General features: G+C 53.1%; 12 protein-coding genes. 9 read left to right on the top strand and 3 right to left on the bottom strand.

The genetic code is table 11. The features are described 5' to 3' along the window. Positions 1–55: 55 nt before the first annotated feature. The 3 genes from CFELI_RS13305 to leuS form a co-directional block, all read right to left on the bottom strand. A complete protein-coding gene (locus CFELI_RS13305; protein WP_277104398.1) occupies positions 56–1,780 on the bottom strand; it encodes an RNA/DNA-binding domain-containing protein in 1,725 nt (574 codons plus the stop codon). A 298-nt stretch (positions 1,781–2,078) separates the two neighbouring features. Beyond that, entirely contained in the window at positions 2,079–2,549 is a 471-nt protein-coding gene (locus CFELI_RS13310; RefSeq protein ID WP_277104397.1) for a CD225/dispanin family protein, read from the bottom strand. Positions 2,550–2,766: 217 nt separating this feature from the next. Next, a complete protein-coding gene (gene leuS / locus CFELI_RS13315; RefSeq protein WP_277104396.1) occupies positions 2,767–5,619 on the bottom strand; it encodes a leucine--tRNA ligase in 2,853 nt (950 codons plus the stop codon). Between the two features lie 226 nt (positions 5,620–5,845). Here leuS and CFELI_RS13320 point away from each other — a divergent pair, with 226 nt between their 5' ends. The 9 genes from CFELI_RS13320 (at position 5,846) to CFELI_RS13355 (ending at position 15,315) form a co-directional block, all read left to right on the top strand. Beyond that, positions 5,846–6,016, top strand: coding sequence for a hypothetical protein (locus CFELI_RS13320; protein ID WP_290259063.1), 171 nt, complete (start codon positions 5,846–5,848; stop codon positions 6,014–6,016). Positions 6,017–6,143: 127 nt separating this feature from the next. Further along, a complete protein-coding gene (locus CFELI_RS13325) occupies positions 6,144–6,734 on the top strand; it encodes an MptD family putative ECF transporter S component (protein ID WP_277104395.1) in 591 nt (196 codons plus the stop codon). Between the two features lie 119 nt (positions 6,735–6,853). Beyond that, positions 6,854–7,444 (top strand): MptD family putative ECF transporter S component, encoded by a 591-nt coding sequence (locus CFELI_RS13330; RefSeq protein WP_277104394.1) that lies wholly within the window; start codon positions 6,854–6,856, stop codon positions 7,442–7,444. 121 nt (positions 7,445–7,565) lie between these two features. After that, positions 7,566–8,357, top strand: coding sequence for an energy-coupling factor transporter transmembrane component T (locus CFELI_RS13335; RefSeq protein ID WP_277104393.1), 792 nt, complete (start codon positions 7,566–7,568; stop codon positions 8,355–8,357). A 3-nt stretch (positions 8,358–8,360) separates the two neighbouring features. Beyond that, positions 8,361–9,749, top strand: a complete 1,389-nt coding sequence (locus CFELI_RS13340; RefSeq protein ID WP_277104392.1) for an ABC transporter ATP-binding protein — start codon at positions 8,361–8,363, stop codon at positions 9,747–9,749. Between the two features lie 331 nt (positions 9,750–10,080). Then, positions 10,081–11,190 carry a transposase gene (locus CFELI_RS13345; RefSeq protein WP_290259054.1) on the top strand — a complete coding sequence of 370 codons (1,110 nt, stop codon included), beginning with the start codon at positions 10,081–10,083 and terminating at the stop codon, positions 11,188–11,190. Further along, positions 11,186–11,593 carry a transposase gene (locus tag CFELI_RS13665; RefSeq protein ID WP_353959545.1) on the top strand — a complete coding sequence of 136 codons (408 nt, stop codon included), beginning with the start codon at positions 11,186–11,188 and terminating at the stop codon, positions 11,591–11,593. Before CFELI_RS13345 ends, CFELI_RS13665 begins: the two co-directional genes overlap by 5 nt. 269 nt (positions 11,594–11,862) lie before the next feature. After that, positions 11,863–13,563 (top strand): ABC transporter ATP-binding protein, encoded by a 1,701-nt coding sequence (locus tag CFELI_RS13350; RefSeq protein ID WP_277103313.1) that lies wholly within the window; start codon positions 11,863–11,865, stop codon positions 13,561–13,563. Beyond that, positions 13,564–15,315, top strand: a complete 1,752-nt coding sequence (locus CFELI_RS13355; protein WP_277103312.1) for an ABC transporter ATP-binding protein — start codon at positions 13,564–13,566, stop codon at positions 15,313–15,315.

The following is a 15,315-nucleotide window of genomic DNA, read 5'->3' on the forward strand; positions in this document are numbered from 1 at the left end:
GTACTGAATAACAAAAATTAATTTACGTATTTTTCAACAAAACGCACTCACCCATCTACGCTTTGATCCACCGCACTGTTGGCCCACGCGAGGGCCCTGCGGGATCTTTCATGATTTTTCCAGCACCGTGGAGATACCGCAGGACAGCGGTGACTTCTTGGGGATCAAGGCCTGTGCGCTGCACAATGTCTTTGTTGCTTAACAAAACACCCGAAGCTAGTTGCTTTTCCACCCAATCGGGAAGATTGCCGATTGTCAGGGGGATCTGGATAAACCTACTAACGACTGTGTACGCACGTTCACTGAGCGCCCATTGATCTTTGTTATATCCCACGGGTTGAACCAATCCGTGTTCTTCCAATAGATCGAAGTACTGGCGCACCACGCGCGCATCGCACTGCGTTAACTGCTGTGCTTTCGTCACAGTAATAACGTTAAAATCACACAGCTGGCGAATAATAATCAACGAACCAACATTATTCAGTATGTGCTCCGGAAAATGCTCGCGCAAAGCAGTTAGGGCTTGGATGAAATCCACGCGGGGTTTTCCAGAGTCCAAAGTCACCGATACGTGATAGTTTTCTTCTGTGACTACAGGGGCTTCACGGCCAGTTTCCAACATTGCGCTCCACATGCGGGAGAATCCTTGGCTCGCGCGCTCAACTAAACCAAGAATCCGCAACGCCTGCATAAGGCATTCGTTGACTGGATAAGACGCTGTGCCTAGAACCGTGTTTTCATTTACTCCTTGAGGGAAGCCTCCTGGTGAAATAATCCGCAGCTCTTGCGGGCTTTGCTCAATCACAACTGGTGCTTTGAGCTGCCAATTCCGATGCGCGAAAGCGTTGTAGATAACTTCATCTATAGCTCGTGCAGGAAAACGAGGAATTCTTATCTCTTGGCCATTGGGGAACACTACAGTGGCCACTTGCCCCGAAGCAGCTTCGTTGATTTTTGCCAACAGTTGCGGAATCAGTTCAACCAGTGGCCCTAAAAAGTCGTAGATCTCTGGGTCGTCAAATAGGCTGAACTTCTTGAGTAGGTACTGCGCCCTTAAACCGTTTCGGGCGGGGGAGAAGAGAATTTCTGCCGCTAATGTGAGTTTCCCGTTGGGCAATATGAGTCCAAGAACGGTCAAGAAATCTTCATCGGTTAAGGGAACATTCAATGGTTTCTGTTCTGCAGTAACGCGTCGTTGATAAAGAGATTTTCCGTAAGCTAACGCTTCTGGGCTCAGATCATTGAGGTCAAGTGTTGACTGATAAAAAGTGTAATCAGGGTTCGAACGACGGTGCTGCAGTCTGCGCAATTCTTCGGGCTCTAATGGTATGCACGCATCTTTCACTCGATATGTTGCCGAGCCGTTTGTCCGCTGAATAACGCTCAGTCCCCGCGGAACTGTAAACACTATCAGTCGCTTGTCATGGAAAATAAGCTCTTCAGCGTGCACCTGAAATTTCGGTTGAGTCCTGTCATAAACTGCCTGCCTTAAACTATGCACATCGGCGCTTGTGCCACGAAAAGCCTCAGGGCCTCGTGCTTTATCACTGACTCCCAAGATTAGGTAGGCATATTCTTCTTCGCCATTGGCAAAGCATATGCACGCATCAGTGATGAGATCTTTGAGTTTGTCTTTCACACGTTGGTCGGTGCCGTAGTTGTGGCGTGTTGGTTCCTCTTTGAAGTCCAACGTAGCATCTTCACAATCTGCAGCACGTTCGCCTGCCCAAATTCGATTCAAGGCTTCGTACACGTGCTGATTGAAATGTCCTGCATTCATGCTTATCTAGTGTAGCCACATTGAGTTCTTTTTGAGTTGTTGAAAGAACTCAAAAAGAACTCAGCGCATGTTTCCTCCCTTTTCACGCCCCAGATGATGCATTAGTGCAGCTCAGGGTAGTTGTTGGAGTTGTTTAAAACTTTCTGCCTACGCTCCTGAAAAAATCAAGCGTTTGCGCAGGTCATCATAATTGTTTGGAGTTGTTTAAAACTCATAAAGAACAGTGCGCCCGCCACAACCGCTCACATTGCCTGCCTATGCTTTGCGCCGCCACCCCTTTCCGGAATCACAGCAGCGTCTAGTATTTGCTCAGTGATTCGATGAAAGCCATGATGAACAGGCCGAATATCAGCCAACCGATGAGTGCAAAAACCAGCGAAATTATTGCCCATGTTAAAGACTGGCGCGAGGCTCGCACAGAGTCATACTGCCTACCCATTTGCCACAGTTTGTCCACTTTCACAGAAAAGTACACACTGACCAAGCCCAGAAACGGAAAACCAAAAATAGCACTGAGAACCGATAAAAGCATGTAATCTTTGGGTTTTGCTACTGATGCTTGCCCATACATAGAGGGCTGGGGATTATTTGCCAGATACTCAGGAAACACAGCAGCGGACTGATAGGGTTCAGCAGGATAACCGAGCGTATGTGCGCGGGGGTCGGAAAAATTTTGTGGTGTGCTCATCGCAGAATAGGGGTTGGCGCTATTCCATTGAGGGTGCGAGCTGGGGATGGCGGGATTGTGAAAGCCGTCGTTGTTGTTCACTAAGGCGTTCTCCTATCGTGAGGGAATTTAAGGTGCTATGCGTGCATAGTTTAATATTCTCCTTTTTGATGAACCCACAGTTTTTCTTAAATTTTTTGTGTGACTATCGCTGTGCGCAGGCGCTAAAACGGTGGCAAAGGATGGGGTGCACACAAAGCTGTGTACCCCTGTGCCCACCACAGGATGGGGCACAGGGGTACGCAATGAGCAGTGGAGGTTATTTCACCACGAGGTTGACCATGCGTCCTGGCACGACGATCTGCTTGATCACAGTCTTGCCATCGGTGTGTACCTGCACGCCTTCATCGGCGAGCGCAGCTGCCACGATGGTGTCCTGGTCGGCGTCGGCAGCAACCATGATGCGGCCACGAACCTTGCCGTTGACCTGCACTGGCAGCTCAATTTCGTCATCCTTCAACCACTTTTCCTCAAATGCTGGGAATGGTTGGAAGGTGATGGTTTCTGTGCCACCAAGGCGTGTCCACAGCTCTTCGGCGATGTGTGGGGCCACTGGGGCGATCAGCTGCACCAGTGGGCGCACTGCCGCGCGTGGCGCACCAGCGGGGAACTGCTTGGTTAAGAAGTTCACGTACTCGATTGCCTTGGCCACAACGGTATTCAGGCGCAGGTTTTCGTAGTCGTCTTTCACGCCCGCGATGGTGCGGTGCAGGGCCTTGTTGGTGGCGTCGTCAAGCGCATCATCGGTGACCACGACAGCACCTGTGCTTTCGTCGACCACGAGGCGCCACAGGCGCTGGAGGAAGCGCTGCGCACCGACCACATCCTTGGTTGCCCACGGGCGGGAGGTATCCAGTGGGCCCATCGCCATTTCGTACACGCGCAGGGTGTCGGCACCGAAGTTGTCGCAGATTTCGTCCGGGGAGACGGAGTTCTTCAGCGACTTACCCATCTTGCCGTACTCTTGGTTTACTTCTTCGCCCTGGTAGTAGAACTTTCCGTCCTTTTCTTCCACCTCAGCGGCGGGCACGTAGACGCCGCGGGCATCGGTGTAGGCGAAAGCCTGGATGTAGCCCTGGTTGAACAGGCGGCGGTATGGTTCGCAGGAGGAGACGAAGCCAAGGTCGAAGAGCACCTTGTGCCAGAAGCGGGAGTAGAGCAGGTGCAAAACTGCGTGTTCAACACCACCGACGTACAAGTCGACGCCGCCGCAGTCGCCTTCAAACTGTGGCCCGGTCCAGTACTTTTCGTTGTCCAGGTCGCAGAAGGTGTCCGTGTTGGTGGGGTCGATGTAGCGCAGCTGGTACCAAGAGGAGCCAGCCCACTGGGGCATAACGTTGGTGTCGCGGCGGTACTTCTTCACGCCGTCGCCTAAGTCGAGCTCCACATTAACCCAGTCGGTGGCTTTCGCCAGCGGTGGTTGGGGTTCGGAGTCGGCGTCCTCAGGATCGAAGGCAGCAGGCTTGTAGTCGGGGACTTCCGGCAGCTCAACGGGCAGCATCGATTCTGGCAGTGCGTGGGGGATACCGTCCTCGTCGTAGACAACGGGGAAGGGTTCGCCCCAGTAGCGCTGGCGGGCGAACAGCCAGTCGCGCAGCTTGTACTGAATCTTCTTATTGCCCAGGTTGTTGTCAACCAGCCATGCGATTGCGGCGTCGATTGCTTCCTGCTTGCCCATGCCGTTGAGGTTAAGGCCTGCATCGTTGGCGGAGTTGATGTGTGGCGCATCCCCAACAAAGGCTTCCTCGCTGATATCCCCGTCGAGAACAGGGATGATGGGCAGGCCGAATTCTTGGGCGAATTCATAGTCGCGGGTATCGTGTGCAGGCACCGACATGATCGCGCCTGTGCCGTAGCCGGTGAGCACGTAATCGGCGATGAACACGGGGATTTTCGCACCATTCACTGGGTTGGTGGCATAGGCACCCAAGAATACGCCGGTCTTGTCCTTATTCTCCTGGCGCTCCAGATCAGACTTCGCGGCGATTGCTTGGCGGTATGCGGCAACGGCTGCGGCAGGGCTGTTTTCACCGTATGTCCAGCGCGTATCGACGCCGTCATAGGTACCCGTTCCGGCGTCGACAAGCGTATCAACAAGCTCGTGCTCGGGTGCGAGCACCATGTAGGTTGCGCCGAACAGGGTGTCGGGGCGGGTGGTGAACACGCGCAGGGTGTGTCCGAGGCAGTCGAAGTCGACTTCCGCGCCGGTGGAGCGGCCGATCCAGTTGCGCTGCATGCTCTTGACTTTTTCGGGCCAGTCGAGCAGCTCAAGGTCGTCGATGAGGCGGTCGGAGTAGGCGGTGATGCGCATAACCCACTGCCCGAGGCGCTTGCGGAAGACGGGGAAGTTGCCGCGCTCAGACTTGCCGTCGGCGGTGACTTCCTCGTTTGCCAGCACGGTGCCCAAACCGGGGCACCAGTTGACCACGGAGTCGGAGTAGTACACGAGGCGATACGCGTCGATCACATCAGCCTGCTGCACGCGGTCGAGCGCGTTGAAGTCTGCGGTGCCAAACTCCGCAGCAAGATCGGCGGGAACTTCGCGTTCGCCGGAGGTCAGCAGCGGGATCAGCTCGTCAATGTGACGGGCTTTCTGTATTTCCTCATCGAACCAGGCGTTGAAGATTTGCAGGAAGATCCACTGGGTCCAGCGGTAGTATTCCACATCGGTGGTGGCAATTGCGCGACGCTTATCATGCCCCAGCCCCAAGCGGTTGAGCTGGCGTTCCATGTTATCGATGGACTCTTGCGTCTTCACCGCGGGGTGGGTGCCGGTTTGGATGGCGTACTGCTCAGCAGGCAGGCCGAACGCGTCGTAGCCCAGGGTATGCAGCACGTTTTTGCCCAGCATGCGGTTGTAGCGTGCATAAACATCGGTTGCGATGTAGCCGAGTGGGTGACCGACGTGCAGCCCCACCCCGGAAGGGAAGGGGAACATATCTTGCACGAAGAGCTTATCTGAGGCAAGGGGCTGATCGGTTGCTAAATCACCCACGGGATTCGGAGTGTGGAAGGTCCCGTTGTCCCGCCAAAATTCTTGCCATTTCTTCTCAATGTCACCGGCTAACTCGGGGGAGTAGCGGTGAATTGGTGCCTCACTCGGATTAGTCATGCGTAACAGTGTAATACGCCCGATTACAAGTTGTAGACTTTGCGCCGTGCGCTACCTTTCTTGTTTGTGGGGGTGGGGTGCTTAGAATATCCGGTTGGTACGCAGCAGGTGCAGCACCCTCGCGATACCAGCACCGAGCGCTCCGACGAGGCTGGTGATGACGTCATATACAGCGCACGCTTACGTGGGTTGTGGGGTTTGCTTTCTGCTTATCGACGCCCACACTATGCCCACCGTCACTTTACTCCGTGCCACACTGGGCATTGTTGTTTCAGGGATGCTTGTCAACCTGTGTTTTGAGGCGCCGATCAGCAACGCAGGTGCGGTCGACCAGAGCCAATCGCATCCTTCCCCCATTTCGAGGGAGTATGAAGATACTGAGGTGAAAAGAAGATAACAAGTAGCGAAGATTGCGGCGAAAAGAGATACATTTCTCACAAAAATCCAATGCCCCTTGACTTTCCCACCTATCCAGCCTGCACAATGAATTAGGTAACCCTAAGCACTTTCGGTGAGAGGTGTTCATGCACACAACCATCACACATCCCCGCAATTTGGTTCTGGCGGGCGTGTTTTCTTGCGTTTATGTTGTGGTGACTTCTTCGGGCGCGTTTCTTGGCGTTTTTTCGCCGGTGATGATCTTTATTGGCGGACTCATTGCACTTGCGGTTAATTCGATAGTGATCATGCTGTATTTAGCCAAGGTTCCCTGTTTTGGCGCATTGTCGATAGCGGGTGTGGTTATCGGTGCGGTGATGACTTTAAGTGGGCATTCGTGGGTCACATTGGTTACTGGCGCAGTGTACGGAGTTCTCGGTGATGCGGTGGCGCAAATTGGTCGGTATCGCCGGCCGGTTCTCAACGCTGCTGCATATAGCGTGTTTCAGCTGTGGGCAGTGGGGATTATTGTGCCGATCATTATCAACACCGAGAAGTACCTGCGTGAGGTTGCTACCACGATGAATAATCCGGCCTATGCCGAGGCGATGCGTGAGCTGTTTTCCCCGGTGGTTCTCTTTTCCTGGACCCCGATCAATGTCATCGTATGTTTTCTTTGCGGCTTGGTCGGGATGCGGGTACTGCGGCGGCATTTCGTTCCGGCGGGTGTGGTGTAGTTGCCCTCTTTGGGAGGTATCCGCGAAGGGAAACCCTTGACCGATGTGCTGCAAAGCCACTAATACTGAGGAGGTATGTGAGTTAATGTAGCCAAACCTAAATTTTAAGGAGTGGGGCGGTGGCTCTTCCGATTACCAAACCTAAAAGCCTAATTCTTGCTGGCGTTTTTTCCTGCGTGTATTTCGTTGCTGTTTTCGGCTCTGGCATGCTCGGGATCATTGCCCCTGTCATGATGCTGGTCGGTTGGGTCATCGGAATCACCATCAATGGCATCGTTGTGATGCTCTATATTGCCAAAGTGCCTCATGTCGGTGCCTTCACAATCCTCGGTGCACTCGTTGGTTTAGGCATGACTCTCACTGGGCATGTGTGGTACACGATGCTTCTGAGCACTCCTATTGGATTAGTCGCCGATCTTGTTGCGCGAACTGGAAGTTACCGCAGACCACTGGCCAACGCGGCTGCTTACGGCGTGTTTAACCAGTGGTTTATCGTGCCACTGCTGCCCATTTTGTACAACGCCGATGAGTACTTCCAGTATGTGGCGGAATCCATGAATAGCGTGGATTATGCGGAGAAGATGCGGGCGTTATTTAGCCCCACCCTGATTTTTAGCTGGACCATTGTGGTCTTCATCGTCAGTTTTATTACCGCCATGCTGGGCATGAAGATGCTGCGCACCCACTTTGAACGAGCTGGGGTGGTCTAGTGCTTGCCCTGCCCCTTGCTTTCCGGCAGTTTCTGTTACCCCCTTTGTCGCTAGTTGGCACGCATCGATACAGCGCACCGGGAGCCCGCAGTGTTTCGCTGCAAGTAGGTGAATGCACGTGATGACTTCGCACACGAACCCCACCGCGGGAAAGGGACATTCTGAAGGTGCACATCTTCATGCGCTGCTTGGGGCTGGCGGGGTGTCGCGTAGAGCTCGGCTTCCGATCGATCCGCGTACCAAACTCTTTTTCCTTCTTATCTGCAACGCATTGTTGCTGGGTACACGCAATTCGCACCTTGTGCTGCCCATTGGATCCGTTGTGCTGATTCTGTTAATGGTTGATAGTTCCCTCACGCGAGGTATTCAATTTTGCGCAACTATTGCGGTGTTGTATCTGCTTTTGTTCACCCCAGGATGGTTGCCGAATATTCTCACTGCCGCAATTGCTGGTTTTGCGTTCTATGGCCTTCGTTTTTATATCTGCATCATGATTGCTTATTGGATGTTGAGCACGACCAAGATCAGTCATTTTATCCAGTCCTTGCATGCGTTGCGGCTGCCTGTCGTGCTGATTATCCCGTTGAGTGTGATGTTGCGTTTCTTCCCCGTGGTTATTTCTGAGTGCCGTGGGGTGCTCGAAGCAATGAAAATTCGGGGTTATTCCGGCTCGAAATTGTGGTTGCATCCGCTGCGCACGATTGAGCTGATTGTGGTGCCCACGTTGTCGGCGATTGCGCGTATCGCCGATGAGCTTGCTGCTGCTGCGCTGATTCGTGGGTTGGGTTCGCCGGGTCGGCCGACGCAACTGGGCACGGGGCGTTTTTCGCTTGCCGACGCCGTCCTTCTTCTTTTCACCATCGTTGTTCTTGGCTGGCGGCTTGCATCGTCACGCTGGATTGGGTTGCTCTAAACCATGACATCGTCTTCACAGTCTTTGCCTCATCCGTCCGCCGCGGAAATCCATATGGATATTGCGCATGTGCGCTATTCGGCGGTTCAGGCGGATGTTGTTCATGATTTTTCCTTCCATCCTCGTCCTGGCAGTGTCACGTTGATTTGTGGGGCTAGTGGTAGTGGGAAGTCTTCTGTTCTTCGGTTGATTAATGGGTTGATTCCGCATTTTCACCAAGCCGAGGTTGAAGGCACAGTGACGGTGGGGAAGTTGGATGTGTCCACGATGGAGCTGTATCGCAGTGGTGAATTATGCGCAACTGTGTTTCAGAATCCGCGCACTCAGTTTTTTACCACTGAGGTTGATTCCGAATTGGCGTTCGCGGGGCAGAATTTCCATGTTCCTGCTCAAGAAATTGCTAGGCGCAGTGCCATGGCATTGAACAGGATTGGTATTACTGAGTTGGCTGGGCGGAGTTTGCATCAGCTTTCTGGTGGCCAGTTGCAGAAAGTAGCCTGTGCGCAGGCCATGGCGCAATATACGCCGATTGTGTTGTTTGATGAACCCACGTCGAATCTTGACCCAGGGGCGATTGAGGATTTTTCCGCAGTGATTGCCGCGTTGAAGGAGGAAGGTAAGACGATTGTTATTGCTGAACATCGCCTATATTTCCTTCGTGCTTTGGTCGATGAGGTGCTGGTGTTAGATAACGGCACGGTCACGCACAGGTTTAGTGGCGAGGAGTTTTTCGGCCTCGATCAGTCCTTTGTTCATGAGCTGGGTTTGCGCCGTACGCTCCCGCCAACTCTTGAGGTTGAAGCAGATCACCCATCAGTTTCTGAGGTTTCTCCCAAGGATGCTGGGGTGGTTATTGAGTCCCTTCGGGTGAGCTTTGGCAAAACTCCGGTGCTCGATGTCGCTGGTGTGTTTTTTCCTTCAGGTGTGGTTACGGGTGTGGTGGGTCCTAATGGGGCGGGGAAGACCACGCTGGCGCGGGTGCTGGTGGGGGTGCAAAAAGCTGATCGCGGGTCGAAGATTAGTGGTGTGCGCTCTGCATTTTTGGTGATGCAGGATGTGCACCGCCAGTTGTTTGCCGAACGTGTGGATAAAGAAGCACCCATGGAGTTTCTTGTCCCGATGGGTTTGGATACTCTTGCTTCGCGCCACCCGTTGTCGCTTTCTGGGGGTCAAAAACAGCGCTTAGTGTGTGCCACTGCCATGAGCATGAATGCGCAGGTGGTTATTTTTGACGAACCTACCTCAGGGGTGGATTACCGCCATCTTCAGAGCATTTCGCAATTGCTTCGCACTCTGGCTGAGCAGGGGAAGGTGGTGATTGTCATTAGCCACGACTATGAATTTCTCAACCATTGTGCAGACCGCATCGTGGAGCTCCAACCCCACGGTTAAACGCCGCTGACGCGTGGCTTTGTGCTGTGCCACCTTTGCTTTAATTCGCGGGAACATTGCGACGCCCACAATAAAAAACACACATGTACGAAAGGTAACCTTATGACTAGTGACCCTACTTCACACCTGAAGCTGCCGCCGGAACCGCCGGTGGACAAAGTTGAAAAGACCGTGCAGGAGCTTAACCCGGATTTTTCATGGGGTGGGGCTTAAAAGGTGTGTAAAAAGTAAAGAAAGTGCTTCTTGACCTGCTAGAATAGAGATGTTGTTAAGCCTTTATTCCAAGCAGAAAAGGAGCACTTTCATGGTGAAGACTACTACATACACCCCTATGATGGCCAGCTGCACCCGTCTTGTTTCCCGCGCGGGGGTGTTACCCTTTGCTCATGTAGCTCAATTAGTCGGGATTGGTGCCAGCCTTGATCGTGTTTTCTCACGGCAACGGTTAACACATACTTTTGGTGATGCGTGTACTGGGTTAGCGTTATCGTTAATTGCTGGTGGTGACGATGTTAAAGACATCAACTTGTTAGATTCTGTTTCGACAGCATTATCGTCTCAGCCATTGCCGTCGGTATCAACCCTGTGGCGGCGACTGACAGAGCATAAAGACACCAGCGATAAAATACGTGAAGAATTCCTTCACGCGATCAAATACGCCCGTAGCACACTATGGAACCTGCTGGGCGATCAAGCCCCACATAAGCTCGCTACAGTAGACAAACCCCTGATAGTAGATATTGATGCGACACTGATCTGTGCGCATTCTGGCAAGGAAAAAGCCGCACCTACCTATAAGAAGGGGTTTGGTTTCCACCCATTATGTGCTTTTATCGACTACACCAGCGTAGGGTTAACTGGTGGGGAATTTTTAACCTGTCTGCTTCGCCCAGGTAACGCGGGAGCAAACACCGCTAATGATCATTGCCAGCTTGTCAAAGAAATCCTGACCGCTCTCCCCGATCACAGCGATGGCAAACCTTGGGGCAAACGACTTGTTATCCGTGCTGACAGTGCTGGTGGGACAAAACAATTCCTTAGCTCCTTAGACGACCATGACCTCGGTTATGTTGTTGGCTTTTCACCCTCACCTACAGCAAGTATCCTCCTCAATGAGCACATCAGATCCGGTAACGAAGCAACTAGTCACACAGATTATCGATCATTACGTAACACCCGTGTGCCAATTGTGCGTGGCAATGGGGATATCAGCTTTGATGACCAACACTTCCTTGAAGACATCACCGGACTACTACAAACCGCACACCTAGAAGATGACAAACCACTGGTGAACCTTCTTACTGATTACCCCACCACGATGCGCGTGATCGCACGGATAGAATCCCCCCCACGCAGGGTGCCAACACAGCATTTTCAATCAACTCGGCATACGCACCCAATTATGCGCAACAAACCTCAACTGCAATATTCAACGCATTGACCAGTACTATCGCCAAAGATCACTATGCGAACAACACATCAAAGACGCCAAAGATCAAGGCCTTGCAAAACTACCGTTTTGCCAGTTCAAAGCTAACCAAATCTGGTGTCTCATCATAACCTTAGCCCACCAACTTCTCACCTGGACAAAACTACTCGACCATCACTACAACAACCACAACAGCGGCAACAACAAGAAACGAAATCAATCCGACAACCCGTGGTGGACATGGGCACCAAAAACCATTCGAGCAAGGTTTATTGCAATCTCTGCAAAAATCACGACAAGCAGCAGGCGCATATACCTCCACCTCGATCAACAAAGCACACACACCCCCACACTGGTGACACTTATGGAATACACCCAAAACCTCCTACGCCCCCTTAAAAAACGAAAAACCTAACCCCCTCAACCACAACACGCAGCAGACCCCACCACCGGCAGCCAACCGCAGGCACCCCACCACAAAACCCCACCACAAAAACACGGACGTACACCTTGCCATTGAAAACCACAACCAAAGGCGAAGGTGCCCCAACCAACCCCACAAACACACCACCCCAACCCACCACCACCAAACCCACCCCATGAAAAATCTGGGTTAAAGAAGAACGCGCCCAAGGGCGAGCCGCGCTCCAGCACCTTCTTGGCCCGGTGGCGTGGCGCCTGCGCGTGGGCAAAGTTCTTGCTGGGTTGTCTGGGGTTTTGGCAATCGCTCCGTATATTGCGCTTGTCAAAATTGGTGAGCTACTTTTACAGGCATACACCACCGATACCGCCGTCGATAGCGATGCTGTGTGGCGCTACGTGTTCTTGCTGATCAATACGTTCGCGGTGCGGTTGTTTGTGATTGGTTTAGCGCTCAGCGTCACCCATTTTGCGGACGTGAAAATTTCCACACTCATCCGAGAAATGACTCTTCACCGCTTATCCCATGCCCCCTTGGGGTGGTTTAGCAGCACGAATGCGGGTCGGATTCGGAAGGCGGTGCACGACGATATTGCGCAAATCCACACCCTGATTGCGCACCAGCCTGTTGATGTTATCCAGGCCATCATTACCCCACTTGCGCTGGTGGGTTTCGCGTTCACCATCGACTGGCGTTTGGGAATTCTCGCTGTTGCCGCCATTCCGATTTATCTGGGTGTCACAGCGCGGATGATGCGGGATATGGGTGAGAAAACAGTCGAAATGGATCTCCATTTAACACGTGTTTCGGCCACTATGGTGGAGTTTTTCACCGGCATCTCTGTGGTTAAAGCTTTCGGTACTGTCGGCAAGGCGCATAAGCGCTATCAGGATGCTGCGGATGGATTCTCCCAGTTCTACGAAGCGTGGGTGACTCCGATGCTGCGCGGTTCTTCCCTAGCTGGGGCGTCGATTGCGATTCCGGTGTTACTTGCGATCAATCTTGGCGGCGGGTCGTTGATGGTTGCGTCTGGGTGGGTCAGCCCCATCGATGTGCTGGCAACGACGCTTATTGCGTTGATGGTTCCGTCCTCGATTGAGGTTTTGGCGGGAATGGTGTGGGCATATCAGCTGGCGGGTGCAGCGGCGTTGCGTGTGACTCAGGCGTTGGAAACACCGGTGCTACCGCAGTCGGATTCGGTGCAGAATCCGCAGGGGAATCGGGTGGTTTTTGATGCGGTGAGCTTTGCGTATGGGGAAACAGTAGCTGCTCGAGATGTGAGTTTTACGCTTGAAGAAAATACTGTGACCGCGCTTGTGGGCCCGTCGGGGTCGGGGAAGTCGACGATTGCGATGTTGTTGGCTAGGTTTAATGATCCTGATTCTGGTCGGATCACGATCGGTGGGGTTGATATTGCGTCTATGCCTACTCACCAGCTGTATCGCCAGGTTGCTTTTGTGTTGCAGGATCCGCAGCTGTGTCGGATGTCGGTGCGCGACAATATTGCGCTGGGTCGCCCCGATGCGTCCTTTGAGCAGGTTGTTGCTGCTGCCCGTAAGGCCCAGATTTATGAGGCGATTGCTGCGCTCCCGCAGGGTTTTGACACCATTGTGGGTCAGGAGACGAATTTCTCGTCGGGACAGGCGCAGCGTATCGCGATTGCCCGCGCTTTGCTTATCGACGCCCCCATCCTCATCTTGGACGAAGCTACTGCTTTCGCCGACCCAGAGTCCGAGGCTGAAATTCAAAATGCCCTCTCATTGCTGGTTGAAGGTCGCACGGTGTTGGTGATTGCGCACCGTCCGGAGTCCATTGCGGGTGTGGATCGGATTATTATCCTCGACCAAGGGGAGGTCTCCGCCTGTGGTCGTCATGAAGATTTGTTGGATCATCCGCTGTATCGCAAGCTGTGGGCGTCGCGTCAGAGGCTCACCCCATCTGATGTCAACGAGGAGAATTCTTAAATGAAACCGCTATTGTTTTCGTTGCTGCCAATGTGTAAAAACATGCTGTCGCGGCCTGAGTTGATTACAAAGGCCATGTGGATGTCCATTGTGATGGGTATTGCCGAGGCCATGTCGCTATTTTTACTGGTTCCCGCAATTACTGCGCTGTCCACCCAAGAAAATGTGTGGGGGCTCAGTATCCAGGCGTGGGTGTATTGCGCGATTGTTTTGGGTGTGTGTTCTGGCGTGTTTGGGTATTTCCAATTTCGTCATGGCTACGACACCGCCATGGATATGGTCAAAAACATTCACCGGAAGTTGGGCGATCAGATAGCGAAACTTCCCCTCGGCTGGTTCCATCAGGCCAAGGCTGGGCAGATTTCGCGCATGGTATCCTCCGAACTGCTGATGGTGGGGGAAGTTATCGCCCACCTGTTTTCCCCAATGATTAGTCGGATCACTGTCACCGTGGTGATCATGGTACTCACTTTGATCTGGGACTATCGTTTAGGGCTGATCTTGGTGGTGTCCACCCCTATTTATCTGCTGTTCCTTTCCGCATCCGGCGCTTTGAGCCGGAAGGGCAAGAATATCGCGGAGCCGCGTGAACGCGAGCTTTCCGACCGTATTGTGGAATTTACCCATAACCAGGCCACGTTGCGTTCGTGTGGGTTAAGTACGCACTATCCGCCTTTAGTTCAGGCTAACAAGCAGTGGCGCAAGGCCAAGTCTAAGGAGCTGTGGTTTGAGATTGCAGGCAATATTGTCGGTGGTGTGCTCACCCAGATCGTGGTGATTTCGCTGATTATTGTTGCAGCTCGGCTGGCCATTACCGGCAGCTTAGATCCTCTTGTGACTGTAGCCTATATCGGTTTGGCACTGCGCTATGCCCAGGTGTTGATGGCGCTCACGGAAGCCTCGGTGGGGTTGGAAACACGTCGCCCACTGTTAGAAGCTATCAATGAGATCCTTGATGCCTGCCCGTTGCCGGAGCCGGTAAACTCAGTGCCTATGCCTACTCCTGGCACGGTGGAATTGGTGGATGTGTGCTTTGGGTACCAGCCGGATAAACCCGTTTTACGCAATGTGAGTTTTACTGCTGGTGCGCATCAAATGGTGGCGCTGGTGGGTCCCTCGGGCTGTGGCAAAACAACTGTTGCCAGGCTCATTAGTCGTTTCTACGAGGTCGATTCCGGCTGCGTGAAGGTCGGTGGGGTCGATGTTCGGGAATTAACCAGTAGTGATTTGATGCGGCAGTTATCCATGGTGTTCCAGGATGTGTACCTGTTTGACGATACGTTGCGTAACAACATCATGATTGGTAATCCACAGGCAACGGAGGATGAGATTTATGAGGCTGCGCGTCTCGCTGGGGTCAGTGAGATTGTAGCGAGGTTGCCGCAGGGCTGGAACACCCCAGTGGGCGAGGGCGGAAAGAGTTTGAGCGGTGGCGAGCGGCAACGTGTTGCGATTGCGCGCGCTTTGCTCAAACAAGCCCCGATTGTGCTTCTCGACGAGGCGACCAGCGCCCTGGATCCGGAAAATGAAGCGAACGTGGTGGCCGCCGTCGATAAGCTTCGCGAGCATGCCACTATCATTGTGATTGCACACAAACTACACACCATTGCACAGGCCGATCTCATTGTTTCGCTGAGTGCTGAGGGCACTGTGGAAGATGTGGGAACCCACGAAGATTTGTTTTCACGGGGTGGTACGTATCGTAGTTTCTGGGATAAACGTTCCCAAGCGCAAGGTTGGCGACTAACCTAA

Origin of the sequence: Corynebacterium felinum, from assembly GCF_030408755.1 — a bacterium.
In the GTDB taxonomy this organism is placed as follows: Bacteria; Actinomycetota; Actinomycetes; order Mycobacteriales; family Mycobacteriaceae; genus Corynebacterium; species Corynebacterium felinum.